Source organism: Sphingobacterium hungaricum (genome assembly GCF_015210005.1).
In the GTDB taxonomy this organism is placed as follows: Bacteria; Bacteroidota; Bacteroidia; order Sphingobacteriales; family Sphingobacteriaceae; genus Sphingobacterium; species Sphingobacterium hungaricum.
In genome coordinates this window covers 3218819-3242232 of sequence record NZ_MU158698.1, presented here as the reverse complement: position 1 = coordinate 3242232, position 23414 = coordinate 3218819, and the positions used below count along the sequence as shown (strand labels likewise).

The following is a 23414-nucleotide window of genomic DNA, read 5'->3' as shown; positions in this document are numbered from 1 at the left end:
AAAATAGTTCTTTATAGCTGTACCTATCAACTAGTGATTATCGTATTGTCCTTTATTTTTCCTGTCATCGCTTACAATACTTTTTTTATATTTTCTGCTATACGCTGAATTAACGGTACTGTCACCGAGTTGCCTGCCTGCATGTATAGTTTGCTGTCAGAAAGTATCGGCGATAGGATGAAATCTTACGGATATCCCTGAAAAGAAAAACATTCCCGAGGAGTCAGTTTTCGGATGCCGAATTCATCACGGACTAAGGGAACATTATGCCCACCAGCTCCCATATTCGCTGTAAGGGTAGGGCAAACGTTGCTTTTATTTTCGCGAACATATATTCTGCGCCATTGGTACAGCGTGTCTTTTGAAGTCATTGACTTATCCAGTTCTGGATAATACATGTGGCTTTTACTGTAATAATATTTATCCGCTACTTTTCCTTTTTCTAAAAGATCATGTATCGTATTCGTCAATGGAATAGGAGTAGGGAACTCAAATTGACTATAATTCGGCACTTGGGATGGATCGAAAGCAACAATAAAAATACGCTCTCGATTTTGAGGCACATTGGCATGAACCATAGAGTTTAGTACTTGCTCTTTGACGACATAGTTCAATTTTTCCTCAAGAATTTCTTTGATCACCCGAAATGTATTTCCATGATCATGGGTTAATAGGTTTTTTACATTCTCAAGAAATACGACGGAAGGTCTGTGCGTAGCGACAATTTTTTCAATATCGAAAAATAGGTTGCCTCTAGTGTCAGAAAAACCTTTTCTATGTCCTGCAATAGAAAAAGCCTGGCATGGAAATCCGCCACAGAGAATATCAAATTTTGCTGGAATCGCATCCTTAATTTCCTCTTTGGTGATATCGCCAAATGGGACTTGACCGTAGTTCCTTGCATAAGTAAACTTTGCATTGGGCTCAAATTCACTCGAGGACACCGCTTTCCCACCAATGTTTTGCATAGCAAGCCTAAAGCCGCCAACGCCAGCGAATAGATCGATAAAATTGAAGTCAGGATTTCTTTTAGATTTGAAAGGAGCATTTATTGGTGAAAAATAATCGAATGTGTTCATGTTCTGAGGACGCTTGCTATTCTCGTTCTCAAATTGTACATCGATTAGTGCATTGGCGTATTCACTAGCTTTGTTTTGAAATTTTTTTTCGTTTTCAACATCAAACGAGTGAGTTAGGTAAGCATCATGTATGTCTAGCTGTTCCTTTTTGCTTTGATGCTTTTTTTTGATTAATTCTTCAATTGAAAATTTATGAATTGTACTTTTTACTGCCATCTGAAACCTTGTATTCCGACCAAATATAGCGATTTAGCACGACTGATTTGCTAGACAAATTATCTTGCCTTAAATTAGTGTATTAATTAAGTTTAACCACTTGGTTATGTGGTTTTTTGTTAAAATTTTGGATAAGGTTTGACTAGCTGGAAATAACTTTAAATTGCTCAAACAGAACTTTCGTTTAGATTAGTTCTGTATCGAATTTTTGTAGTTCTGATCGAGCGGAACAAAAAGATTTATGCTAATCGATATTGCAAAGAATTCCGAAAAACTGAATTAATTATGAACAAACTAGATAAGCAAGGCGATTCTTATCGAATAACTCATCGAAAGGAGTTTGCCACTGTTCAGACCACCGAAGAGCAGCTTCTGCAGGCTATTGACTTTGCTTATCAGATGATTTATGGCAAAGGTCATCATCGAAGCCATCGTACAGGAGGAAAAATTTCGAGAAAAAGAGGAGAAAAGTTCTGCAATACGTTTCAAGGTAAACTTGCCGAAATTGTTCTTGTCGACCTATAAAATCTGATGGAATCAAAGTTAGTGAACCCGATTTTGGAATCCATGGTGAACTGATTTGGGACGATTGCGATTTAATTGCTAATGGGAAAAAAATAAATATTAAATCGGCTGCGTTTTTTTCTAACTTACTACTGCTTGAGTGCGATGATTGGAATAAGGACGGACAATATATTCCGGATTTAAAAAATGGCAAAATAACACGGTGTGATTTTTTTGTTTTAATGCGATTTAAGCCCGATATAAAATCGATGTTTATCGCTAAGAAAATGTTCTATTCAGACGAGATATTGGATTTAGCGAATGTCAAACAATGGATTTTGCAGGAATTATGGACCTATGATTTCGCTGGATGTATTAGTCGTAAAACATTTACATACATAATTGACCATGAATATATTGTACCTCAAGGCACTAAGTTGAATGGCGAAACTATGATGGATGCCTCCAATTTCTATTGTCAAGCCGCTGATATGGCGACTTACGAAATGCTAATTAAAAAGTTAAAAGAATATCAATAAAAACCTATTTGGTTTTTTGTTTTCTATTGTCGGAGAAACCTCAGACCTTTTTGCCAATAAAAAAACCTTCAAAATTTTATTTATAGCTAAACGTTTTCAATCAGATCTGGCGCAGTTAAAGATCTTGAAATTTATTTTCTGGCCATAAAAATTTCCTAATAGTCGTAAAGGGTTGACTTAAAGTGATCTTTGAAATACTCGCTAAGTTTGGCATCTGCTGTGGTTTCCATTTGAATAGATATGTTTTTGCTGTATGCAGGTATTTTGGTGTCAGATACGAACCAGAGGATATATGTATTGCCTTTCTTCAGCATTTCGTTTGATTTTTGAATGATCCAAGATAATTTCCCATTCTCGTCTTTGTGGAATGCCATTCTCGACAGGTATGGCAAAGCGGAATCATCTACATTTTTATCTACATTTACTATGTAAAAATCTCCGCGTTCCCCCTCTATTTTTTTGAAGTACCAATATAAATATCCATCTATATCAGGTGTAAATCTAAATCCAGAATAAAAGTTTCCATTTAGTTCCAAAGGATTGTCGAAAAAAGTGTACGATTTAAACCCTTTATTGGGGGTGTTTGGAATTGGGATTCTGATAAAGTGTTTTTCTGTGTTAAGTGTTTTTATCGTTTGATAGAATACCTTTTTATCTGTATTTTTCTTTTCCAGTAATGTTGCTTCCGCCTCAGCCTTTAAGGCTTCTTTTTGTGAGTTTTCTTTGCTAACTATTTGTAATTTATCGTAAAGTTTTTGAAATAGTAATACCAAACTATCTGCTTGGTCTTTATTTATATCTTCCACTTTAAATAGAACCGTTGATTTAGTTACGTTTCCATCTTGATCAGTAATAGAAGCTTCCTTGTTCTTAGCGGAAAATTCGTAAAAATTATCTTTGAATTTGTAATCTAGTTTAGAATCATTTACAAAATAAATAGTTCCCTCTCCGTTCAAAATATGATCTCCTATAAGCTGTACTTCATTGCTCAAGCCCATATTATAGTCTACCATAGCAAATTTCAGGTCAGATGACCAAACAGTTCCCTCAAGAAGCAAATTAGCTAGCTCTTTTAGCGTCTTTTCAGCATCTTTTAATGCGTCTTGAGCAACTACGGTTTGAAGTGGCAACAGCCAAATTGCTATAAATGAAAATATTCTGGTCTTGCTCATAAAAAGATTAATTTGAAGCTAAATTAAATAAGGATTGTAGAAGAAAAAATACCTAAATAGAGGTATTTTTTGATCATCGCGAAAAAATTTTCTTTAATCAAAATAAGATGTACTAAACAACAAAAGCAACCTAAAAAGGTTGCTTTTATTAAGCGGAGAGCGAGGGATTGGTTCAGTCGCTCAATCCCCAGCGCATCCTTGAACCTCCTTCGGATCGAACCCCGGACTCTGTCCTGAATAAATGGGGATATAGGTAAAACAACAAAAGCAACCTAAAAAGGTTGCTTTTGTTAAGCGGAGAGCGAGGGATTGGTTCAGTCGCTCAATCCCCCAGCACATCCTAGAACCTCCTTCGGATCGAACCCCGGACTCTGTGCTTTGGATAAATGGGGAATAGGTAAAACAACAAAAGCAACCTAAAAAGGTTGCTTTTATTAAGCGGAGAGCGAGGGATTCGAACCCCCGGACCTGTGACAGTCAACAGTTTTCAAGACTGCCGCATTCGACCACTCTGCCAGCTCTCCGCGACAAAAGTAGATAAATGCGGTTTTATTACAAAATCTATTTTATTCTAATTGTGGAATGACTTAATGTTCAAGGGTATATTTTTAAAATTTCTAAAAAATCATGATTTGAGGGAGAGAAAAACTTATTGAGAGCTTGCTTTAAAATAGTATATAGACAGCTAGGGATTGGTTCAGTCGCTCATTCCCCCAGCACATCCTTGAACCTCTTTCGGACGAACCCCGGACTCTGTTCTGGATAAATGCGGATATAGTTAAAACAATAAAAGCAACCTAAAAAGGTTGCTTTTATTAAGCGGAGAGCGTGGGATTGGTCCAGTGGCTCAATCCCCCAGCTCATCCTTGAACCTCCTTCGGATCGAACCCCGGACCCTGTTCTGGATAAATGCATATATAGGTAAAACAACAAGAGGCTGTATCATAAATCAATTTTGAACATCTTTTGCCAAATTAAGTTTTGAGCAAATGATTAAAGTTAGTAAAACGGGCAATTTTCGATGTGAAAATTGTCCGTTTTTTCTTTGTAAACAGTCACCTTAATCTGATGGCGAAATTTTATTTTGTAAAGCCAACTTCAATTTTACTTTTGATACAGCCTCTTGTTATGTGGAGAGCGAGGGATTGGTTCAGTCGCTCAATCCCCCAACACATCCTTGAACCTCCTTCGGATCGAACCCCGGATTCTATGCTTTTGATAAATGCGGATATAGGTAAAACAACAAAAGCAACCTAAAAAGGTTGCTTTTGTTAAGCGGAGAGCGAGGGATTCGAACCCCCGGACCTGTGACAGTCAACAGTTTTCAAGACTGCCGCATTCGACCACTCTGCCAGCTCTCCGCGACAAAAGTACAAATATTAGCCTTATCTCCAAATTTTATTTGATAATAATTTCTTAACAAATAGCCTTTAATAGCTAACTAAGCTGATATTTAGCTTTTTGCAAACTGTATTTCTCCTGAAAATTTCACTTCATTGCTGACCATAACACCGCCTGTTTCCAAAGCTGCGTTCCACGTCAATCCAAAATCCTCACGGTTTAACTTACCATTGATTGTATATCCGACTTTAATATTGCCCCATGGGTCTTTTCCCGCACCACCACATTCTACATCAAATTCGATAGGCTTAGTAATGCCTTTAATCGTTAAATCACCTTTAACTACGAAATCAGTATCTGATTTTTCGTCAATTGAAGTCGATTTAAATGTGATTTCAGGAAAACCAGCTACGTCGAAGAAATCAGCGCTCTTTAAATGCTGATCGCGTTGTTCATTTTTTGTGTTGATTGAAGCGGTTTGGATCGTTACGTCGATTTGAGCGCCGCTTAATTTCTCCGAGTCAGAAGTCAATTCGATATCGAAATCTCCAAATAACCCTTTCACAGATGAAATCATCATGTGTCTTACTTTAAATTCTAATTCGCTGTGCGCTTTGTCTAAATTAAATGTTGCCATATTTTTTTTATTAAATGTGTTTGTATCAGATTGTTTGTTTCTTTGTACTGCAAAGGTACTTGATGATTTAGGTCTGGCCGTTAACATACATCAAGAAATAAAAATAATTTTTATGCTATTTTGTTTTAAATATTTTGGAATAATGCAGTAATTTTCTACTTTTGCATCACCAACAAATGCGCTCATAGCTCAGCTGGATAGAGCAACGGTTTTCTAAACCGTAGGTCTTAGGTTCGAATCCTAATGGGCGTACATCAAAGCTTCTTATTGCAAAATAGGAGGCTTTTTTGTTTTATCCAAAGGATTGATTTTTCTGCCTTTTTTGCTAATTCATATTCGGAGACTTAGGGAAATTTACGACATGTGCATATTTCGGGCCCAAGTCGATTAGAGCTTGCTTCCAGAGGTTTTCGCCGTCATCGAAGAATGGAAGATCGCTTTTAAAATGGTTGTGTACTGCCCAGCTATTTTCTTGCAACTCACTTTCTAGCTGATTCGGCTGCCAGCCCGAATAGCCCTTGAAAAATTTTATCTCGTCAGGCAATAGCTCTTCATTCTTAATCAATTCGATAAGCACCTGAAAGTCACCACCAAAATAAATATCATCATAGACTAACTTTCCTCCCGGAATGCGATCATTTGCTCGATGGATAAAAAACAGGTCTTCCGTCTGAACAGGCCCGCCAGTGAACAAAGGAAAACTGATGGGTTCAATTTCATCGTGCTGCAGAGATATCAATGCGGTAGATTTATGGTTTAAAATAACGCCAAAAGTTCCATCGAGTTCATTATGTTCGCAAAGCAACAATACCGAGCGCTCGAAGTTCGGATCCAGCATAAAAGGTTCTGAAATTAACAAGCTGCCTGTTTGGGGATTTGAGTCATTGAACATAATCGAAATATTGATAAATAATAGTTTAAGTTAAGAATTTCTTACTTAAAATCTTGAAGTTTTACGAGAATAGTACATAAAGAATCTTTTTTTGGCTAAATTTGAAAGATTCAGATACACTATGTCCATTCAACATAAAGAAATAGCCGCGATTCGTGAAGAATATTCTAAAGGATATCTTTTGGAAAATGATGTGCTTGAAAATCCTATTTTTCAATTTAAGAAATGGTTTTCAGAAGCCATTTCTGCAGAGGTGAAAGAACCAAACGCGATGGTGTTAAGTACCGTAAATCAATTTCAATCGCCTTCATCCAGAGTTGTGTTGCTCAAAGATATTAAAGATAATGGCTTTAGCTTTTTTACAAATTACGAAAGCCGGAAAGCCGAAGATATGCTAGAGAATCCGAAAGTAAGTTTGCTGTTTTTCTGGCAAGAACTTCAACGCCAAGTACGTATAGAAGGGGTCGTTAGCAAGTTGCCCTCTTCAGATTCGGACGAATATTTTTCTTCCAGACCTCGAGGAAGCCGTATCGGTGCAATTGCATCGCCTCAAAGCCAGGTAATTGTCAATCGGGAAGAATTGGAAGCAAAAGTGGATTTAGTTACAAATGAATTTTCGGATCTTGAAATTATCCCAAGACCTGAATTCTGGGGTGGCTATCTGGTAGAGCCGACATTAGTTGAATTCTGGCAGGGTAGAAGCAGTCGCTTGCATGACCGCATAGTGTATGAATTAAGGGATCAAGCCAATTGGCTTATTAAACGTTTAGCTCCTTAACATGATTGAAAAAGTAAAGATTGCACTGATCGAAGTTTTCGGTCTTGAAGTTATCGAAGATACCCAATTGGAAGGTCTGCAACCTGCATTGTACATTGCGAAAGATCAGATGGAAAATGTCTGTTTTTATCTAAGAGATTCTGAACAATTTTATTTTGATTTCCTTTCGAATGTGACTGCTGTGGATGATTCTGAAAATGGAAAATTTATTGTTGTTTATCATTTAGCTTCTATTCCTTACCAAACGCAGTTAACATTGAAAGTTCAGGTGGACAAACCTGAAACGGAAGATGTTTTGCCTGAACTGAATTCTGTCTCAAAAGTTTGGAAAACAGCAGAATGGCATGAGCGGGAAGCCTATGACCTTATGGGAGTTTTCTTTGTCAACCATCCAGATTTGAGAAGAATTCTAATGCCAGATGATTGGGAGGGCTTTCCATTGCGAAAAAATTACACTGATCCAGAATATTATCACGAAATACCTGTCAAATGAAATACAATGATGCTTTAGCGAGATATCAGGAAAAAATTTCGGGTATTACTTCGCAGGAAATGGTAATTAATATGGGACCACAACATCCATCAACGCATGGAGTTTTGCGCTTAGAATTAATTACGGATGGTGAAATTGTCAAGGAAGTAATTCCACATATGGGTTACTTGCATCGCTGTTTTGATAAGCATGCGGAGTCTGTGAATTTCACCAAAACGATTCCATTTACTGATCGGTTAGACTATTTGGCTTCGATGAACAACAGCCATGCGTATGTGATGGGAGTGGAGCGAATGCTCGGTTTGGGTGCTAAAATCCCAAAACGGGTGGAGTATATCCGCATTTTGGTATGCGAGCTGAACCGAATTGCATCTCATCTAATTGCAATCGGTACTTACGGAATTGACATTGGCGCATTTACGCCATTTATGTGGTGTTTTCGAGACCGGGAGCATATTATGAATATGCTGGAATGGGCTTCGGGGTCGCGGATGCTGTACAATTACATTTGGATTGGCGGATTATTTTATGATCTTCCCGTCGGATTTGAAGAGCGCTGTACTGAATTCGTTCAATATTTCAAGCCCAAATTAAAAGAGCTTGACGAGTTATTATCTACCAATCAGATTTTTATTTCACGGACTGCAAATATTGGGGTGCTTCCAGCAGATTTAGCAATAAATTATGGATGCAGTGGCCCGATGTTGCGTGCTTCAGGAATAAAATGGGATTTGCGCCGGATTGATGGCTATTCAGTTTATCCAGAATTGGAATTTGATATTCCTGTTGGGAATGGTGAAATGGGGCAGTTGGGGGATTGCTGGGATCGCTACAAAGTTCGTGTAGATGAAATCAAAGAATCTTTGCGGATTATCGAACAATGCATCGATCGGTTAAGCAAAGATTTCAAACGTAGTCCTGAATTTGATCCACGGGCATTGGTTCCCAAAAAAGTGAATTTAAAAGCACAAGATTATTATGTCAGGGCTGAAAATCCGAAGGGAGAACTTGGTTTTTATTTTGCAACGCAAGACCGCACAGATATTCCAAAGCGCGTGAAAGCCAGAGGTCCGAGTTTTAATAATTTGTCAGTACTTCCGGAATTAGGGAAAGGTGTTCTGATTGCTGATCTAATTGCAATTTTGGGTTCAATAGACATTGTGCTTGGAGAGGTAGATCGATAAAATGTTTGTTGTAACACAAAAAAGTTACAGGAAAGAAAAGGATTAAATTAAGTTTACGATTACCTTTGTAGTCTCATAATTTAAGTTTATAATTGGTTAATAAAAGCTTGCAGCAGATTTTGTTGCAAGCTTTTTTTATGATACTCTACTTAAAAATGGAATGATACACCTACCGATGGCGCTAAAGAGCTAACGTCTAATCCAAAATTAGCAGTGGTGGTTCTTTCACCGTTTGATTCCTCTTTACTAGTTGCAGAGTCAAAGTACAAGCCTCTAACAGATAATTCGATGCCGATTTTTGGAGTAGGGAAATAAGCCAAGCCTGGAGCAAGCGCGACGCCGAAACTTTTATAAGAATCAATTTTTTTCTCCATCAACTTCAAAACTTCCGAAAAGCAAAGGAGCAGATAGTTGTCCAAAAAACTTCAGAGAACCATCACCTGTATATAGGCGACCAAATGGAGTTGCTACAAAAGTGCTATTGCTGATGTCAGGTAAGAGAATGCTGTATTCATCAAAGGTTAAAGATGTCCTTGCGTCACCCCAAGAATATCCAATTTGTGCTCCGATTGCTATGTTATTTGCGACGAAGAATCCAACTTGAGGTAAAATCGAGAAACCGTTATTTTTATCCTCTGAATCCTTGATTTTCGATGTGTTAATGTTAATTCTACCGCCGACTATTATTTTACCTGCTTCTGTCTGAGCTTGCGTCGTAAATATGATTCCAGCGAGGAGCGATAGTGTCAATAAAATTGTTTTCACGTAATTTATGATAATTTTAAAAGTATGAGTAAGTTGAGGATTGTTTTATCCCGAATAATATGAAGCTATTAGAAGTGGAATTGTACTCCTATGCTCGGAGTTTGCGAATTGACGTTCAAACCGAAGTCATTCCTAGTCCAATTATTGTCAAAAACGTCGCTTTCGTGCTTAGTACTGTTAAAATATAATCCTGTTACTGAGAATTCTATTCCAATCCTTTCAGTTGGGAAGTAAGCAAGGCCAGGAGAAAGCGCGACACCATAACTCGAGTTTGTTCCAACTTCATCATCGTTTAGTTTTGCTTTACGCCATGAAATGGGAATTGACAACTGACCGAAAAATTTAACAGGACCGCCTCCTTGATAAATACGACCGAATGGCGATACAGAAAACGAATTGTTAATTGTCTCTTGACCAGAGCCTGATTCATCTTTGCTCCATCCATAGCCTATTCTAGTCCCAACTGCAATGTTATTTGCTACGAAGTAACCAATTTGAGGCTCAATGCTAAATGAGTTTTCCTTTTCATCGGAATCTTTCTCAGAAGTGGTCGAAAAGCGAATACTTCCACCAATCATTGTTTTTCCAGCTTCTGTTTGTGCCTGCGATGCGAAAGTAATTCCAGCAATCGCTGTAATTGTGAGTAAAAATTTTTTCATATCTAAATTTTTTAGAAGTTAATATTTTTGCAATATAATAACATTAAGTTAATCTTTTAGTTAAATTGATGTTAATATTCATCCGCTTGAAATAATACCACGTTCAAAAAAATCAATAAAAAAGGCTTCCCGAGGGAAGCCTTTCAATAAAATTATTTCTAATTCTTAGAAGTGGAATTGTACTCCTAAAGTAGGCGCTAATGAGTTTACATTTAAGCCAAAGTTGTTTACAGTTCTTTTAGCGTCCGTAGCTTCATTTTTTGAAGTTTGAGATTCAAAATATAAACCTCTTACTGATAATTCGATCCCGATTTTCTCAGTTGGGAAGTAAGCAATACCTGGCGCTAATGCAACACCGTAATTAGCTGTTGTTGCAGTTTTGTCGCCATCTTCTTTAACAGTTCCCCATGACATTGGAGCTGATAATTGTCCGAAGAATTTAACTTGTCCGTCACCTTGGTAGATACGTCCAAAAGGTGCTACAACAAATTCACTAGTAGCAAATTTATCGTCAGAAGACTCTTTTTCTTCACTCCAAGCGTAACCTAAACGAGCACCAACAGCGATGTTATCTGCTACGAAGAAACCAACTTGTGGTAAAATAGAAAATGAGTTGTTTTTATAATCTGAATCTTTAACTGATTGAGTTTCGAAAGAAACACCGCCACCTATCATTGTTTTACCTGCTTCTGTTTGTGCTTGTGAAGCGAATGTGATTCCAGCAACTGCTGTTAGTGTAAGTAAAATTTTTTTCATGTTTTTAAAATTTTAATTTTTGACTTTTTAATTAATTAAGTTAGTCTATTCAATTCCTGTGCCAAAAGTAAATTATATTTAAAATGATGGATTCCTAGAAAATGAATGTTTATTCACGTCAAATTGACAAAAACATTAAATTATTTTATTTAATAGTCTGATTGTAAGTATATTGATTGTAAAATAAAATGACATAATAAGTTATGACATTGAAATGAAATTCAATTTATTTCTTTAACTACAAGGTAATTAGTTCAATTTGACTTTCTGACTTATTTGAAAACTATACTGCCAAAATATTCTGGTAGATGAAAATTTGGCGTGCCATTGTCAATTTTTGTCCATGAAATAAAGTGTGGATTCGGTAAATTGTCACCACATTTATAAAAATTAGCATGGAATTCATTCCCCGAGAGGGAGTCAATACTCGATTGGCTGAAAACAGATAGGGGAATAACTAAAACCATCGACCATCTTTTGGCTGATAACGTACTCGTTACGCTTGTGAAAGTTTCTACGGTCCGTATGTCTTCTGCTGATAATCTTTTTCTGTTTTGCTTGTCAGATGTTCCGTAGCCGATTAAGCCAGTTCCTAATGGATTAAATTCAAGGTTATAGTAATGTTCTTTATTATCAAATGAAATAAAAAACTCCACACAGCTATCTTCCCAGACGGCTTCATTTGGGCGAACGTACTGAGCTTTGATAAACTGTTCTTCGACCGTATAATGGAGTACAATCGCTTTATTATTATGCGCAATCTGAAAATCTACTTTCGGTCTGTCTGGATATAGCGCTTCCCAGTTCGCAATATTCAGCGCATTCCAATCTACTGCCGAAAGGAGGTTTTGATATGCGAAATAATCCTGCAGCGCAAACTCGCTATCTAATAATTGTACTTCTAAGCTAGTATTCATCGTCGACTTATCTAATTAAACGGAAATGCTATCGTGCAAAATTAACTTTAATTCTTCATGGTGTTTCTCCAGTTCATCAACAAGTTTTAATTGGGATTTTGTCCGAACAAGATTGTGGTCGCTATAATGCACCTTATAATACGTATCGCCGTTTAGATAATCCGTCAAAAATCTCACCGCTTGCATATAAGGCAATAAATATACGCCATGCAATAAGGTCTCTAACTCATTTTCTGTCAGGAAATCTTTCGCTTCACTCAAATAACCCTCCGCATAAGCTTGGAATAAAGGAATATTTAATTTTATGTTATCCAAATCAGCCTCATCTTCGGCGGCGGAATTTATGATTGTACGAATCGCATCTCCAAAATCGTAAGCAATGTATCCAGGCATAACCGTGTCCAAATCGATTACACATTGAACTTTGTCATCCTCATCAAGCAGTACGTTGTTAAATTTTGTATCGTTATGAGTAATGCGGACTGGCAATTCACCGCGATTTCCCATTTCTAAAATCGTACGCATTTTTGATTCGCGATTAGAAATATAGCTTAGTAAATCTTCGACTTGACCTACACGGTTTGCTTCGTTTTTCGCTATCGCCTCTTTCAGATTGCCGAGCCTAAAGTCAATGTTATGGAAATTTGGGAGTATTTCTGTTAATTTTTCAGCAGGTAAATCAGACAACTGCTTCTGAAACTGCCCAAAAGCCTTTCCGCCTGAGAAAGCTTGAGCCGGGGTTTCGACGATATCGTAGCTTTTGGTGTTTTCTATAAGTTTAAATACACGCCAATAGTTGCCTTCTTCATCTTTGCAAAAACTTTCTCCATTTTTCGTTTCGATTAATGTCATCGAATGTTTTTCTACCTCTTCGGCATTCAAGTGTGAAAGCTTTGACTTGATGTGCTTGCAAACTTCTTTAATGTTGTTCATTAATCCATCGACATCCTGAAAAATCTGGTGGTTAATTTTTTGAAGTAAATAAGCATTTTTTTCATCGGAATCGGTCTGCACTTTGAACGTATCATTTATATGTCCAGAACCGAAAGGGACTATGGAAACAACGTGACCATTAAGTTTAAACTGGTTGGCAGGAGGGTTGATTTTATTGAAATGAGTATCTATCATTAGAATTTATAAATAGCAAAAATTAGTTTCTCTTGTAAAGGACGCAATATCAATATATCTTGTGAATTAATAAAATATTATTTTCAAACAAACGTTTGCGTTGAAAATTTTACTGATTTTCAGCTGTTAAAATGAAATTTTGTCAAATACTATTTGTAATATTAACCAGTAAATAAGAAATACATAAAAATAGTAACTTTAGCCTTAACCTGAAGTTATATAAAAATTTTCAATCAATTATGAATAGAAGAAATTTTATTTTGAGTGGCGCGGCAGCAACTGCAGGAGCTATGATGGTGTCGCCAACCGAATTATTTGCGCAGGGCGGCAAGGTTCGTTTGGGGTTTATCGGCGTTGGTTTGCGCGGGAGAAATCATGTGTTTATCGCATTAAATAGAGACGATGTTGAAATCGTTGCTATTTGTGATACACAAGCTCAATCCTTGACAGAATGTCGTAAACAATTTGACAAAAAAGGTGTGAAATTGCCTAAAGAATATACGGGTGGTTTAGATGCGTATAAAAAAATGCTCGAGACGGAAAAATTGGATGCTGTGATTATTTCGACTCCGTGGGAATTTCATAAGCCACAAGCAATCGATGCGATGAAAGCTGGCGTGTATGTCGGTTGTGAAGTGATTGCCGGAATAACCACAAAAGACCATTGGGAAATCGTCGATACCTACGAAAAAACAAAGGTTCCTTATATGACTTTGGAGAATGTATGTTACCGCAGAGACGTTCTTGCTGTATTGAATATGCATCGCCAAAAATTGTTCGGAGAGATTTTGCATTTGGAAGGCGGATATCAGCATGATTTGCGCGAAGTGTTGTTCAACGACGGAAAAAGCTATATCGGAAATGGAGTTGAGTTTGGGCCGAATGCACTTTCCGAGGCACAGTGGCGTACACAATACAATATTGATCGCGCCGGTGATTTATATCCAACGCACGGATTAGGTCCAGTTATGCCTTTTGCAGATATCAATGCAGGAAATCGTTTTACGCATTTGACGACCTATTCAAGCAAAGCTCGAGGATTGGCGGCGTATGTTGAGAAAAAATCTCCGGGACATAAAAATGCCAAGCTGAATTATAAAAATGGAGATATAAACCAAACAATGATTCAGTGTGCAAATGGGGAGACCGTTTTATTGACTCATGATACGCATTTGCCACGTCCGTATTCGATTGGTTTCCGCGTTCAGGGAACAGAAGGTTTGTGGATGGATGTCGCTAATGGAATTCATATCGAAGGCCAATCGAAACCTCATCAATGGGATAAAGTGGATGATTGGGTTAAAAAATACGACCATCCGGTCTGGAAAAAATATGAAGAATTAGCGACGGGTTCGGGCCATGGAGGTATGGATTGGTTCGTGTTCAACGGATTTATCCAAGCGGTGAAACAAAAGCGCCAAACGCCAATTGATGTGTACGATTCTGTTACAATGAGTGCCGTATTTTCATTATCGACAGAATCTATCGAGAAAGGAAATAAAACAATTGAATTTCCTGATTTCACTCGTGGGAAATGGAAAACAAAAAAGAATACCTTTATGTTAGACGATAGCGGTTTTTAGTAATTATTGACACATAGATAAAAAAAGGCATCCCAACAGATGCCTTTTTTTATTACATTTACAGTAAATCAAATTTTTTTTATCCTTTATGGCTACAGAGATTCTTATAATCTTATTATTAATTATATTAAATGGTATTTTATCGGCTTCAGAAATTGCAATCGTTTCGAGTCGCAAAGCAAGGCTTCAAGCTGAAAGTGATAAAAATAATAAATCTGCAGAATTAGCACTCGACCTAAAGTCAAACCCAAATAACTTTCTTTCTACAGTTCAAATTGGAATTACGTTAATCGGTATTTTAACCGGTTTTTTTAGCGGTGGCTCGATTTCAACCTATTTGGCAACTGTGCTAAATGAAATTCCGTTGCTGGCACCCTATAGCGCTCAGATTTCTGTTGCTTTAGTTGTATTGGTCATCACGTATTTCTCATTGGTTATTGGAGAATTGGTGCCGAAACGCATCGGTATGGCGATTCCAGAAACTTATGCCATGTTAATCGCTTATCCGATGACTTTGCTGAGCAAAATCATGAAACCATTCGTTTGGTTATTGAGCGCTTCGACGGATTTTATCGTGAAATTATTGAACATTAAAACTTCTAAAAACACCGTTACCGAAGAAGAAATTAAAGCGTTAATGGACGAAGGAGTTGATAGTGGAATTATCGAAGATTATGAGCACGATATGATTGACCGGATGTTAACTTTCGGCGATAAAAAGGCAATCAACCTGATGACTCACCGCAGTGATATTACCTATTTGGATTTAGAAAATACATTCGAAGAAAATAGGGCGTTGATTTTGGAAAATGAGCACACCGAATATCCTGTCTGTGATGGGAATTTTGATAACATCAAAGGTGTGGTACATGTGAAAACGCTTTTAAAACAATATTTAACGAAAGATGAATTCAATTTAGAGAAATTGATTCAGCCGATTCCTTTCGTGAATGAAAATAGCTATGCCTATTCCGTGATGGAAATGTTTCGCAATTCGACCGCTCTGCAAGCCGTTGTTATTGATGAGTATGGAACGCCACAGGGAATTATCACGCTGAAAGATTTAGTTTCGGGAATTGTTGGAGGAAATGAAACGACCAAACAAACTACGAATAGCAATATCCGTAGGAGAGAGGATGGGACATTTATTATCGATGGCCGTTATCAGCTGGATGATTTCTTTGTCTCATTTAATATTTCATTATCTGACTCCGAACAAGAGCAGATACGCAACGTCACAACCGTAGCCGGCTTAGTATTTTTACTGCTTGACCGGGTTCCCGTCGAAGGTGAAACCATCAATTACCGCGGATACAAATTCGAAGTATTGGATATGGACGGAAACCGCATTGACAAAGTCTGCATGACTTTGCCTCCTGAAGATGCTGATGACAATAAAGAGTTTACGGATTAATTTCCGTGCTGATTAACAATAGCAATCAACTCTTGCTTTTGTAAAACACCGCTTTGTCTCCACACTTGCTGTCCGTCTTTAAATAAAATTAAAGTAGGTACGCCTTGGACGCGATATTGTGAAGACAAAGTTTGGTTTTTGTCCACGTCAATCTTGATGACACTTAATTTTTCATCGAAATGATGTTTCACTTCTGTTAAGATTGGAGCTAATGCTTGACAGGGTCCGCACCATGTCGCAGAAAAATCTACGAGCACCAAATTGTTTTTTGTGATGATATCTTGAAAACTTGCCATAGTTAGTTAACAATTAAATGTGATTTCGGTTTTTTAATAGGGTAGACAAAGTGACTCGAGCTCTTCAATTGTTCCGTCAAATAAGTTGAGGTCAACATTTCCATTAATGCCATCCACCGAACCGTTTTCAGAAAACTGCCAGAAATTCCAATGATTTTTTGGTGTTTCTATCCAAAAGTTATAGTTCGCTATCCATAACGTGTATTCCGAAAATTCCTTTTCCAAAAAATCAGAATAATATTTATCTCCCGAATAGACAATTGGTTTAATGTTGTAATGTTTTTCCACCAAATCCAACCAGCGTTTCAATCCCATTTTGAGGCTGTCCATTGGCTGATTGCGCGGATGTTCTTCAATATCCAAAACAGGAGGAAGGTCGCCCGGGCTTAATTTAACCTGCTTAATAAAATTTCTAGCTTGTTTTACCGAGTTTTCATTCGGTCGAAAATAATGATAGGCGCCACGGAGCTTAGCTCTGGAAGACGCACTTTTCCAATTGCTCTTAAATTTCTTGTCCACATTTTTTTCGCCCATCGTAGCACGGATAAAAATAAAATCAATCGGAAAATCAGAATGAATGGTGTTGACTTCGTTCCATCGTATCTCTCCTTGGTATTGGGAAATGTCAATTCCGAAAATTTTATCGGCGTGCCTTTTCATAAGCTCCACATTTCTTATCTCATGGCTTTTGTTATCGACTTCGCTCGGAGCAGATTTTGAGAACGTAGAAATAAAAAATGTTTTGATGGCAACGCGATGGTACCATGAAAATGCCAAAATCAGTATAAAGACTGGAATTAAAATGCTTAAGAATAAATAAACGTTCAGATTTTCCTTTTTTGTCGGACTCTTTTTTCTGACTCTAGAAACAGGCTTTTTCATTCGGAAATGAAATTACTACATAATTTCAGCATGCGCAAAAAATTATTTCAAAACTAGACTATTTCGCAAATCTCCTTCAATTGAATAGAAGTTATTGTATTATTATTCTGATATGAAATCATTATTATGGTTATTTTACTAATGCTATAAAACCCTTTACTTTTGTCATGGTTTAAAATTTAATAAGATGAAAAATATATTTATAATCAATGCAGGGCAAGATTTCAATCATTCAGGTGGATTATTCAATCAAACAATTACGGATACAACGGTTAAGTTTTTTGAACAATTCGAAGATGTTGAAATTCGGGTAACGTATGTACAAAATGGCTATGATGAAATTCAAGAAGTAGAGAATTACGTTTGGGCGGATTACATCATTTATCATACACCGGTATGGTGGTTTCAGGTTCCGTTTAAATTCAAAGAATACATTGACAAAGTCTTTACGGCAGGACACCAAAAAGGAATTTATTTCAGCGATGGCAGACGTTCGGCAAATCCAGATTTGAATTACGGAACCGGCGGAATGCTTCAAGGAAGAAAATACATGGTGACAACAAGTTGGAATGCGCCAATAACGGCGTTTACATTACCTGGAGAATTTTTTATGGAAACTAGCGTCGATGATGGTCCTTTGTTTGGATTTCATCGGATGAATGCTTTTGTGTCTTTAGAAAAGTTAGAAAGTTTCAGTTTTCACGACGTGGAGAAAAATGCAGACGTCACTCGGGATATGGAATTGTATACGAAACACTTGGAGCATGTATTTTTAAAGGAGTTGCAAGAGTCGGCAATTGGCCTGTAGGCTTGATATCTTTTAGGGAATAATGCACTTGTTTTATTAATCTTTTGTGTAAAATTGTTTTTTGGAATGAAATTAGTACTGTTTAATCCATACACTAAAACAACCGACACTATGCAAAATCAAATCAGCAAAATAGCCAGTTATTTTTTAATTACGGGTTTGTTCTTTTCATGTAATGAACAAAAGCCGAAAGAGTCGGCAAGTACCGAGGTAGCTTCTGAAGCTAGCCTTTCTACTGCGGAGACGCAAAATTATGACTACGCGAAGAATGGAGACACAATTCACTTGTCAATATGTGACACGAACAACATGATTGTGGGGGATTTGGTATATCGATTAAAAGAAAAAGATGCAAACATTGGGAAAATTCAGGGAGAATTTAAAGATTCCATATTGTTTGCTGATTATACCTTCAAATCGGAAGGGGTAACATCGGTTCGTCAAGTCGCTTTCAAAAAAGTGGGAAATGGATTGGTTGAAGGTTACGGCGATGTCGAGGAAAGCAATGGTAAATTTGTGTTCAAAAATCCGGAAAACTTAAATTTCTCGGATGGACTAATTCTTGAAAAAACTAGCAATTAATCTTTTTATCGATGAAGAATTTAAAATATATTTTATGTGCGTCTCTTTTGTTGTTTATCTGCTATAGCTGTTCCACAACAAAAAAGACTAGCGATGCAGTCGATTCGAAAGATAGTATCCAAACGGTTACCGGAAGAATAACAAATATCGAAAACGGAAAAGATGGCTACATGGCCACCTTGGTGACAAGCGAAGGGAAAACGTACATCGCTACAATCAGCATCGTGAACATGCAGAAATTTAACGGAACGTTTAAACGGCATGAAGTCGGAGAAACCATTACCGTAGTGGGCGAGGGTTTTCAGAATGATGCGAAAGAGAACTATATCCTAGTCCATCAACTGAATCCTTAATACAATAATCTAAAAAAACGACAAACAACCATCCGAATAGGCTGGTTGTTTGGTTTTTGATTAATTTTAAAACAGATATAACCAAACCGATTATGAATCTGATAAAAGTTTTACTAGCTCCAATTTTATTCTCCATCGTTTTGGGTTGCGGAAACGCACAAGACCAAAACGAATCGACAAATCTTTCTGCAGAAATCGGAAATGCTACGGACGTTGAAGAAACTGATTCTAATATCGTGATACAAGACACGCTTAAGGAAGCTGTCTCACAGGCTAAAAAGTTTCTATACAATTCGAGGCTTGACCCAGAAACCGTGGAATACAAAACGATGAAGTCGGATGAAATTAAAGGTTTAGAAAATTACAATTGTGGGGAAGATGTAGTTCGTTATCTTCCATTCCCACAAAAAGGAGACGTAAAACTATTTTTGATTCCGCAGGATTGCGGTGATTTTCCGTACCGCTACATGTTGGTGACTGTTAAAAATAACGCAGTTGTTTCAGGTTTTTACGCCGAAGGCAAATGGTATGAACCCGAAAATTATTCGGAAATCGAATACACCTCATTTACTATCGATGAGGATTACAACATCGCCGTAAAAACTCAATTCCTAAAACAGACAGATATCGTTCACTATTACATAGACGAAAAAGGCGCTATTGAAAAGAGGGTTAATTAATTCGCTTTCCTTTAACTTCACTAATTTAAAAAAACGGGATTCATTTAAAAATGAAGCCCGTTTTGTATTTGGTAAGTTTAAAGCAATTGCTTTAATGCAATTTCATATGCTCTGGATGATATCGCTGTCTTTTGAGATGAGCGAGCGCGTATTTTCTGCAAAGCTTCAAAAATAACGTTTGAAACATCCTCGAAAATCGCTTCGTCGCTGATTTCTATATCTGATTGCATCAGATAGGCAAAGACACGAGCCATGCCACAGTTTGCGATAAAATCAGGTATGACCGATACATGTTCGTCTGCAAATTCCATTACTGGTCCATAGAAGATTTCTTTGTCTGCAAAAGGGACATTCGCTCCAGAGGAAATAACTTCCAAACCATTTTCCAGCATAAGCTCTATTTGTGCTTTGGATACCAATCGAGAAGCTGCTGCGGGAACGAATATCTGCGCACCTACTTTCCATATTTGTTGCTGAATATCTTCAAAAGAAAGCATGTTTTCTGCCAGCAATTCATTTCCATTTCTATCTAAAAATAACTTGATGATTTCTTCTTCTGAAAAACCTTTTTCATTGATCAATCCGCCAGCACGGTCTATTATCCCCACAATCTGCACACCTAGTCTTGCCAAATAGAATGCTGCTGAAGCCGCTACGTTTCCCCAACCTTGAATAATGGCTCTTTTTCCCCGACAAGAGCCATCAAACAGGCGGTAGTAATGTTTTATCGATTCGGAAACACCGTATCCGGTAATCATGTCAGCGACTTTATATTTGCGCTTCAGGTCTGGTGAATAACTTGCGTCTTCCAAAACTTTTGAGACGCCATAGCGCAGCTGTCCGATTTGATGAATCCGTTCGCTCTCGCGCACATTCAAATGTCCATTTAACACGCCTTCCTGAGGATGCCACAATCCATAACGCTCCGTAATCGGAATTACATCATGGATTTCATCGATATTCAAATCGCCGCCTGTACCATAATAATTTTTCAACAGTGGAGTGACAACCTTAAACCAGCGGTCGAGTACTTCTTGTTTGCGTGGGTCGGATGGGTCAAAATTTATTCCCGATTTCGCACCGCCAATTGCGGGGCCTGAAACCGTAAATTTTACTTCCATGGTTTTAGCAAGTGATTCGACTTCGTTCTTATCTAAGCCTAGGCGCATGCGTGTTCCGCCGCCTGCGGCACCGCCACGAAGCGAATTGATGACCACCCAGCCTTCGGCTTCGGTTTCGTTATCTTTCCATTCAAATACTAATTCAGGACGTTTTAACTCAAATTTTTTCAGTAATTCTTTCATCTTCAGCGAAGAATCCAAAGCGATTGCTTCCATAGTTCTTATAAGTTTCCGCGTTTTTCTTGTTCTCTTTCAATGGCTTCAAAAAGGGCTTTAAAATTCCCTGCTCCAAAACTTTGGGCTCCTTTCCGCTGAATGATTTCGTAGAAAAGGGTAGGCCTGTCTTCCACAGGTTTTGTGAATATCTGCAACAGATAGCCTTCTTCGTCGCAATCAACTAAAATCCCCAAGTCTTGAATGATTTTTATCTCTTCATAGATTTGTCCTACACGCTCAGGCAACAATTCATAATACGCTTCTGGCGGCGCACTTAAAAACTCGACGCCACGTGCTTTCAAAGCTTTAACCGTTTTGACAATATCATGTGTTGCCAATGCAGCATGTTGCACGCCTTCGCCTTCGTAATAGTCCAAATATTCCTCAATCTGCGATTTCTTTTTGCCTTCGGCAGGCTCATTGATTGGGAATTTCACATAGCCATTTCCGTTGGACATGACCTTGCTCATCAAAGCGGAATATTCGGTGTTAATCTGTTTGTCATCGAATGAAAGGATATTGACAAACCCCATCACGTTCTGATACCATTCAACAGTTTCATTCATTTTGTTCCATCCGACATTGCCTACACAATGGTCGACATACAGTAAGCCTGCATCTTCAGGATTATAATCGCTTATCCAAGGTTCATAACCAGGCATAAATACACCTGAATAGTTTTTGCGTTCAACAAAAAGATGAACAGTTTCACCGTACGTGTATATTCCTGCTGTGCGCACTTCGCCATGTTCGTCCGTCGTAATCGTAGGTTCTTGATAGACTTTTGCGCCACGTTTGGTTGTCTCTTCAAAGGATTTAAATGCATCATCAACCCATAAGGCAAGGATTTTTACACCATCGCCATGTTTTTTGACGTGCTCTGCAATTGGAGAGTCGGACTTTAGCGCGGTCGTCAATACCAAGCGTATTTTATTCTGTTTCAGAACATAAGAAGCGCGGTCGCGAATGCCTGTTTCCGGGCCGGCATAAGCGTCGGATTGAAAGCCGAATGCTGTTTTATAATAGTGTGCTGCTTGCTTTGCATTTCCAACATAAAATTCAATGAAATCTGTTCCATTGATGGGTAGAAAATCTTCTGCTAAAGCAATTTTTTCTGCAAAAGTTTGTGACATATTTTTAGTATATAGTAGTTAGTATTTAGATATTAGACAATAGATTTGAGAATTATACATTAACTAAGCCATGATTTATAATAATCTGGGTCTTCAATTTTTAATGCATCATCTGTAAGCATTAAAGGGCGAAATGGGTCAATCATGACGGCCAATTCATCGGTTTTGGTTTGACCAATGCTTTTCTCGACTGCGCCTGGATGTGGGCCATGAGGTATTCCACCTGGATGCAAGGTAATCTGTCCTTTTTCAACAGATTTACGGCTCATAAAATCTCCATCGACATAATACAAGACTTCATCTGAATCGACATTGCTATGGTTGTAAGGCGCAGGAATGGAATCTGGATGATAATCGTAGAGACGCGGGCAGAAACTGCAGAGCACGAAAGTATCGGTTTCGAACGTCTGGTGAACGGGAGGGGGCTGATGCAATTTTCCAGTTATTGGCATAAAATCATGAATGGAAAATGCATAGGGATAATGATATCCATCCCAACCTATAAAATCAAAAGGATGGCTTCCGTAAGTGTAGGGGTAAATCAAACCTTGCTTCTTTATCTTGACTAGAAAATCACCATGCTCATCAAAGGTTTCCAAATCTTGTGGAACGCGGATATCGCGTTCGCAGAATGGCGCGTGCTCCATCAATTGTCCGACCTCATTGCGATAGCGTTTTGGTGTGCGCACCGGTGAAAAAGATTCGACGATAAACAAGCGGTTTTCCGTGCTGTCGAATTCAAATTGATGGATTGTTCCTCGCGGAATGATGACATAATCTCCATAAGAAAATGGAATTGAGCCATAGCCGGTTTTCAACTTTCCAGAGCCTTCGTGGATAAAAACGATTTCATCAGCTTGGCTATTTTTATAGAAGTAATCTGTCATTGATTTTTTTGGCGAAGCCAAAGAAATATGCAAGTCCGCATTGACTAATACAGGTTTTCTGCTTTCTAGATAATCATCTACTGGTGCGACCTGATAGCCTCTTAGACTCGTGTGCTTTAAATGTTTTTCCAAAGCGATTTTTGGAGCGACGTTGTAAGGAGTGCCAATCTGTTTGACCAACGTAGGCGGATGGCAATGGTAGACCAATGAGTAAACGCTCGAAAAACCATGCGTTGAAACCAATTCTTCCGCATAAAGTTCACCATTCGGCTTCCGAAATACGGTGTGTCTTTTAGTTGGGATATTCCCAAGTTTATGGTAAAATGACATAACAAAATAAATTAAGTCAGTTAAAAAATCAAGAAATTGTAGGAGATTGGAGTTGCTTTAAATAAAAAA

At 37.8% G+C, this 23414-nt stretch carries 25 protein-coding genes, 3 tRNA genes and 1 pseudogene; 12 read left to right on the top strand and 17 right to left on the bottom strand.

The annotated features are described in order from the left end of the window. Window positions 1–71: 71 nt before the first annotated feature. Window positions 72–968: pseudogene (dcm, locus tag C4F49_RS17420) on the bottom strand (DNA (cytosine-5-)-methyltransferase). Window positions 969–1580: 612 nt separating this feature from the next. Between dcm and C4F49_RS17415 the strand changes: the two are divergent. Further along, window positions 1581–1820, top strand: coding sequence for a hypothetical protein (locus C4F49_RS17415; RefSeq protein ID WP_196937106.1), 240 nt, complete (start codon window positions 1581–1583; stop codon window positions 1818–1820). 266 nt (window positions 1821–2086) lie between these two features. Beyond that, on the top strand, window positions 2087–2338 hold the full coding sequence (locus C4F49_RS17410) for a hypothetical protein (protein ID WP_196937105.1): 252 nt from the start codon (window positions 2087–2089) through the stop codon (window positions 2336–2338). Window positions 2339–2493: 155 nt separating this feature from the next. On the opposite strand, the gene C4F49_RS17405 is transcribed toward C4F49_RS17410, so the two are convergent. The 4 genes from C4F49_RS17405 to C4F49_RS17390 form a co-directional block, all read right to left on the bottom strand. Next, complete coding sequence (locus C4F49_RS17405) at window positions 2494–3510, bottom strand: hypothetical protein (RefSeq protein ID WP_196937104.1); 1017 nt, start codon at window positions 3508–3510, stop codon at window positions 2494–2496. Between the two features lie 439 nt (window positions 3511–3949). Continuing rightward, window positions 3950–4034, bottom strand: a tRNA-Ser gene (locus C4F49_RS17400). A gap of 752 nt (window positions 4035–4786) precedes the next feature. Beyond that, window positions 4787–4871: transfer RNA gene (locus tag C4F49_RS17395), tRNA-Ser, on the bottom strand. A 92-nt stretch (window positions 4872–4963) separates the two neighbouring features. Beyond that, window positions 4964–5488 carry a YceI family protein gene (locus tag C4F49_RS17390; RefSeq protein ID WP_196937103.1) on the bottom strand — a complete coding sequence of 175 codons (525 nt, stop codon included), beginning with the start codon at window positions 5486–5488 and terminating at the stop codon, window positions 4964–4966. Window positions 5489–5666: 178 nt separating this feature from the next. Between C4F49_RS17390 and C4F49_RS17385 the strand changes: the two genes are divergently transcribed. Next, window positions 5667–5740: transfer RNA gene (locus C4F49_RS17385), tRNA-Arg, on the top strand. A gap of 73 nt (window positions 5741–5813) precedes the next feature. Here C4F49_RS17385 and C4F49_RS17380 read toward each other — a convergent pair. Next, window positions 5814–6380 carry a YqgE/AlgH family protein gene (locus C4F49_RS17380; protein ID WP_196937102.1) on the bottom strand — a complete coding sequence of 189 codons (567 nt, stop codon included), beginning with the start codon at window positions 6378–6380 and terminating at the stop codon, window positions 5814–5816. A gap of 121 nt (window positions 6381–6501) precedes the next feature. On the opposite strand from C4F49_RS17380, the gene pdxH reads away from it, so the two are divergent. From pdxH to C4F49_RS17365, 3 genes are read left to right on the top strand one after another with little or no spacing between them, the layout of a single operon-like run. Beyond that, on the top strand, window positions 6502–7158 hold the full coding sequence (gene pdxH, locus C4F49_RS17375; RefSeq protein ID WP_196937101.1) for a pyridoxamine 5'-phosphate oxidase: 657 nt from the start codon (window positions 6502–6504) through the stop codon (window positions 7156–7158). Between the two features lies 1 nt (window position 7159). Further along, window positions 7160–7651, top strand: a complete 492-nt coding sequence (locus C4F49_RS17370; RefSeq protein WP_196937100.1) for an NADH-quinone oxidoreductase subunit C — start codon at window positions 7160–7162, stop codon at window positions 7649–7651. Next, entirely contained in the window at window positions 7648–8835 is a 1188-nt protein-coding gene (locus C4F49_RS17365) for an NADH-quinone oxidoreductase subunit D (RefSeq protein WP_196937099.1), read from the top strand. The genes C4F49_RS17370 and C4F49_RS17365 overlap by 4 nt, the downstream gene beginning before the upstream one ends. Before the next feature lie 149 nt (window positions 8836–8984). On the opposite strand, the gene C4F49_RS17360 is transcribed toward C4F49_RS17365, so the two are convergent. From C4F49_RS17360 to C4F49_RS17335, 6 genes are all read right to left on the bottom strand, one after another. After that, a complete protein-coding gene (locus tag C4F49_RS17360; protein ID WP_196937098.1) occupies window positions 8985–9209 on the bottom strand; it encodes a hypothetical protein in 225 nt (74 codons plus the stop codon). Beyond that, on the bottom strand, window positions 9193–9600 hold the full coding sequence (locus C4F49_RS17355; RefSeq protein ID WP_196937097.1) for a hypothetical protein: 408 nt from the start codon (window positions 9598–9600) through the stop codon (window positions 9193–9195). Before C4F49_RS17355 ends, C4F49_RS17360 begins: the two co-directional genes overlap by 17 nt. A gap of 68 nt (window positions 9601–9668) precedes the next feature. After that, window positions 9669–10259 carry an outer membrane beta-barrel protein gene (locus C4F49_RS17350; protein ID WP_196937096.1) on the bottom strand — a complete coding sequence of 197 codons (591 nt, stop codon included), beginning with the start codon at window positions 10257–10259 and terminating at the stop codon, window positions 9669–9671. 165 nt (window positions 10260–10424) lie between these two features. Then, window positions 10425–11015, bottom strand: coding sequence for an outer membrane beta-barrel protein (locus C4F49_RS17345; RefSeq protein ID WP_196937095.1), 591 nt, complete (start codon window positions 11013–11015; stop codon window positions 10425–10427). Window positions 11016–11287: 272 nt separating this feature from the next. Continuing rightward, entirely contained in the window at window positions 11288–11932 is a 645-nt protein-coding gene (locus C4F49_RS17340) for a carbohydrate-binding family 9-like protein (protein WP_196937094.1), read from the bottom strand. A 15-nt stretch (window positions 11933–11947) separates the two neighbouring features. Further along, window positions 11948–13060, bottom strand: coding sequence for a phosphotransferase enzyme family protein (locus tag C4F49_RS17335; RefSeq protein ID WP_196937093.1), 1113 nt, complete (start codon window positions 13058–13060; stop codon window positions 11948–11950). 239 nt (window positions 13061–13299) lie between these two features. On the opposite strand from C4F49_RS17335, the gene C4F49_RS17330 reads away from it, so the two are divergent. Then, complete coding sequence (locus tag C4F49_RS17330; protein ID WP_196937092.1) at window positions 13300–14643, top strand: Gfo/Idh/MocA family protein; 1344 nt, start codon at window positions 13300–13302, stop codon at window positions 14641–14643. Window positions 14644–14731: 88 nt separating this feature from the next. Then, window positions 14732–16057, top strand: coding sequence for a hemolysin family protein (locus C4F49_RS17325; RefSeq protein ID WP_196937091.1), 1326 nt, complete (start codon window positions 14732–14734; stop codon window positions 16055–16057). Here C4F49_RS17325 and trxA read toward each other — a convergent pair. Continuing rightward, window positions 16054–16353, bottom strand: a complete 300-nt coding sequence (gene trxA / locus C4F49_RS17320; RefSeq protein ID WP_196937090.1) for a thioredoxin — start codon at window positions 16351–16353, stop codon at window positions 16054–16056. The two genes, C4F49_RS17325 and trxA, sit on opposite strands and share 4 nt — an antisense overlap. A 33-nt stretch (window positions 16354–16386) precedes the next feature. Beyond that, a complete protein-coding gene (locus C4F49_RS17315; protein WP_196937089.1) occupies window positions 16387–17235 on the bottom strand; it encodes a glycoside hydrolase family 25 protein in 849 nt (282 codons plus the stop codon). 187 nt (window positions 17236–17422) lie between these two features. Here C4F49_RS17315 and C4F49_RS17310 point away from each other — a divergent pair, with 187 nt between their 5' ends. From C4F49_RS17310 to C4F49_RS17295, 4 genes are all read left to right on the top strand, one after another. Continuing rightward, window positions 17423–18043, top strand: coding sequence for an NAD(P)H-dependent oxidoreductase (locus C4F49_RS17310; protein ID WP_196937088.1), 621 nt, complete (start codon window positions 17423–17425; stop codon window positions 18041–18043). 66 nt (window positions 18044–18109) lie between these two features. Next, the gene (locus C4F49_RS17305; RefSeq protein ID WP_196937087.1) at window positions 18110–18625 is read left to right on the top strand and encodes a hypothetical protein; all 516 of its coding nucleotides are present in this window, start codon (window positions 18110–18112) and stop codon (window positions 18623–18625) included. Window positions 18626–18636: 11 nt separating this feature from the next. Further along, window positions 18637–18978 (top strand): hypothetical protein, encoded by a 342-nt coding sequence (locus C4F49_RS17300; RefSeq protein WP_196937086.1) that lies wholly within the window; start codon window positions 18637–18639, stop codon window positions 18976–18978. Window positions 18979–19070: 92 nt separating this feature from the next. Next, window positions 19071–19658, top strand: coding sequence for a hypothetical protein (locus C4F49_RS17295; protein ID WP_196937085.1), 588 nt, complete (start codon window positions 19071–19073; stop codon window positions 19656–19658). 77 nt (window positions 19659–19735) lie between these two features. Here the strand turns inward: C4F49_RS17295 and C4F49_RS17290 are convergent, their stop codons facing one another. Genes C4F49_RS17290 through C4F49_RS17280 form a run of 3 tightly spaced genes read right to left on the bottom strand, consistent with a single transcriptional unit; the run spans window position 19736 to window position 23345 of the window. Continuing rightward, entirely contained in the window at window positions 19736–20995 is a 1260-nt protein-coding gene (locus tag C4F49_RS17290; RefSeq protein WP_231388357.1) for a Glu/Leu/Phe/Val dehydrogenase dimerization domain-containing protein, read from the bottom strand. Between the two features lie 5 nt (window positions 20996–21000). Beyond that, complete coding sequence (gene hppD / locus C4F49_RS17285) at window positions 21001–22128, bottom strand: 4-hydroxyphenylpyruvate dioxygenase (protein WP_196937084.1); 1128 nt, start codon at window positions 22126–22128, stop codon at window positions 21001–21003. Window positions 22129–22187: 59 nt separating this feature from the next. Beyond that, window positions 22188–23345 carry a homogentisate 1,2-dioxygenase gene (locus C4F49_RS17280; protein ID WP_196937083.1) on the bottom strand — a complete coding sequence of 386 codons (1158 nt, stop codon included), beginning with the start codon at window positions 23343–23345 and terminating at the stop codon, window positions 22188–22190. Window positions 23346–23414 lie beyond the last annotated feature (69 nt).